Source organism: Leeuwenhoekiella sp. W20_SRS_FM14 (assembly GCF_052119605.1).
Lineage (GTDB): Bacteria > Bacteroidota > Bacteroidia > Flavobacteriales > Flavobacteriaceae > Leeuwenhoekiella.
On the sequence record NZ_JBGQOK010000016.1, the window covers coordinates 1 to 3,382 of the forward strand.

Genomic DNA, 3,382 nt, shown 5'->3' on the forward strand with positions numbered 1-3,382 from the left:
GGCGACTCGCCACACGTTCATTGACATATTGGGAAATAATAAGAATACGAGAGAAACAAAAGTTTTACTTAACTAGTAATAGTTAAGGCAAAATTATAGATAGAACTCATTAGAATACAAAAGAATACAAGGCTTGGTAGTAATACCTAAGTCCTTATAAGAGCAAGAAGTACAATAAGCTAAATAAGGGCGTATGGGGAATGCCTAGGCTCTCAGAGGCGAAGAAGGACGTGATAAGCTGCGAAAAGCTGCGGGGATTGGCACATACAAATTGATCCGCAGATATCCGAATGGGGCAACCCACTATACTGAAGGTATAGTATCCGCAAGGAGGCAAACCCGGGGAACTGAAACATCTAAGTACCCGGAGGAAGAGAAAACAAAAGTGATTCCGATAGTAGCGGCGAGCGAACTCGGATTAGCCCAAACCGGAATTGTTACGGCAGTTCCGGGGTTGTAGGACCACAACATTTTATGCGTAATGAATTAGAACACTTTGGAAAGAGTGGCCATAGACGGTGATAGCCCGGTATAGGTAAAGAGCGTTATAGATAGTGGTATCCTGAGTAGTGCGGGGCACGTGAAACCCTGTATGAATCTGGCGGGACCATCCGCTAAGGCTAAATACTCCTGAGAGACCGATAGTGAACCAGTACCGTGAGGGAAAGGTGAAAAGAACCCTGAACAAGGGAGTGAAATAGATCCTGAAACCATACGCCTACAAGCGGTCGGAGCGGCGCAAGCTGTGACGGCGTGCCTTTTGCATAATGAGCCTACGAGTTACTTTATCTAGCAAGGTTAAGATGTTCAGCATCGGATCCGTAGCGAAAGCGAGTCTGAATAGGGCGCATAAGTTAGGTTGAGTAGACGCGAAACCGTGTGATCTACCCTTGGGCAGGTTGAAGCTGTGGTAACACATAGTGGAGGACCGAACCCGTTGACGTTGAAAAGTCTTGGGATGACCTGAGGGTAGGGGTGAAAGGCCAATCAAACTCGGAAATAGCTCGTACTCCCCGAAATGCATTTAGGTGCAGCGTTGATTTATAGTTTTATAGAGGTAGAGCTACTGATTGGATGCGGGGGCTTCACCGCCTACCAATTCCTGACAAACTCCGAATGCTATAAAATGTTGATCAGCAGTGAGGGCATGGGTGCTAAGGTCCATGTCCGAGAGGGAAAGAACCCAGACCATCAGCTAAGGTCCCCAAATGTATGTTAAGTTGAAAAAACGCGGTTGAACTGCCCAGACAGCTAGGATGTTGGCTTGGAAGCAGCCATTCATTTAAAGAGTGCGTAACAGCTCACTAGTCGAGCGGTTCGGCATGGATAATAATCGGGCATAAACATACTACCGAAGCTATGGATTTGACATTAATTTGTCATCTGGTAGGGGAGCATTGTAACAAAGTTGAAGGTGTACTGTGAGGTATGCTGGATTGGTTACAAAAGAAAATGTAGGCATAAGTAACGATAATGCGGGCGAGAAACCCGCACACCGAAAGACCAAGGTTTCCCCGGCCATGCTAATCAGCCGGGGGTCAGTCGGGACCTAACGCGAACCCGAAAGGGGTAGTGGATGGACAACAGATTAATATTTCTGTACCTGCTCACGTTAAAAGTGACGGAGAATTAAATTTGGTGCGTGCTGACGGAATAGCACGTTGAAGCAACTTTTAAGGTTGCGATAGTACACTACGGCTTCGGCTATTGTGATAATCCAGAGGAGATTCTTCCAAGAAAAGCGAGTGAAGCAGCCCGTACCGTAAACCGACACAGGTGGTTGGGATGAGGATTCTAAGGTGCTCGAGAGATTCATGGCTAAGGAACTAGGCAAAATCGACCCGTAACTTCGGGAGAAGGGTCGCCCACATTTATTTGTGGGCCGCAGTGAAGAGGTCCAGGCGACTGTTTATCAAAAACACAGGGCTCTGCGAAATCGAAAGATGAAGTATAGGGCCTGACACCTGCCCGGTGCCGGAAGGTTAAGAGGAGATGTTAGCTTTTAGCGAAGCATTGAATTGAAGCCCCGGTAAACGGCGGCCGTAACTATAACGGTCCTAAGGTAGCGAAATTCCTTGTCGGGTAAGTTCCGACCTGCACGAATGGTGCAACGATCTGGACACTGTCTCGGCCATGAGCTCGGTGAAATTGTAGTATCGGTGAAGATGCCGATTACCCGCTATGGGACGAAAAGACCCCGTGCACCTTTACTATAGCTTAGTATTGACTTTGGACAAGTGATGTGTAGGATAGGTGGGAGACTTCGATCCTGCGTCGCCAGGCGTAGGTTAGTCATTGTTGAAATACCACCCTTTACTTGTTTGAAGCCTAACCCATATTATGGGGACAGTGCTTGGTGGGTAGTTTGACTGGGGTGGTCGCCTCCAAAAGAGTAACGGAGGCTTCTAAAGGTTCCCTCAACACGGTTGGCAATCGTGTGTAGCGTGCAATGGCATAAGGGAGCTTGACTGAGAGACATACAGGTCGATCAGGTACGAAAGTAGAGCATAGTGATCCGGTGGTTCCGCATGGAAGGGCCATCGCTCAAAGGATAAAAGGTACGCCGGGGATAACAGGCTGATCTCCCCCAAGAGCTCATATCGACGGGGGGGTTTGGCACCTCGATGTCGGCTCGTCACATCCTGGGGCTGGAGAAGGTCCCAAGGGTTGGGCTGTTCGCCCATTAAAGTGGCACGCGAGCTGGGTTCAGAACGTCGTGAGACAGTTCGGTCTCTATCTATAGTGGGCGCTAGAAATTTGAGTGGATCTGACCCTAGTACGAGAGGACCGGGTTGGACTGACCGCTGGTGTACCTGTTGTTCCGCCAGGAGCATTGCAGGGTAGCTATGTCGGGAAGGGATAAGCGCTGAAAGCATATAAGCGCGAAACCCACCACAAGATGAGATTTCTTTAAAGGGCCGTGGGAGACTACCACGTTGATAGGCTACAGGTGTAAAGGCAGTAATGTCATAGCCGAGTAGTACTAATAACCCGTAAGCTTATGTACGTCTTCCCGCAACGCAAGTTGCGGGAAGGACACTCTTATAATTTAGAGTATGTATGAATCTATTGTATTGTTTTTTAAAAGTATTTTTAATATTACCCAGTATGTTATGTTATTAGGTCAGCTATCCAAAGCAAAAGGATGAGTTGACAACGACTTAAGGTGGTTATAGCGACGGGGCTCACCTCTTACCATTCCGAACAGAGAAGTTAAGCCCGTTTGCGCCGATGGTACTGCATCTCGTGGGAGAGTAGGTCGCCGCCTTGTTTTAGAAATCCGCATCATTTAGTTGATGCGGATTTTTTTTTGCCCTAAACTCAGATCGTAGACTTGAGATATTAGACTTGAGACAAGAGAAAATAGAGAACAGAAAATAGA

At 47.6% G+C, this 3,382-nt stretch carries 2 rRNA genes; both read left to right on the plus strand.

The features are described 5' to 3' along the window. Positions 1 to 173 precede the first annotated feature (173 nt). Positions 174 to 3,006: ribosomal RNA gene (locus tag ACEN25_RS15830) — 23S ribosomal RNA — on the plus strand. A 156-nt stretch (positions 3,007 to 3,162) separates the two neighbouring features. Further along, positions 3,163 to 3,271 (plus strand): 5S ribosomal RNA (rrf, locus tag ACEN25_RS15835). The last annotated feature ends 111 nt before the right edge of the window (positions 3,272 to 3,382 follow it).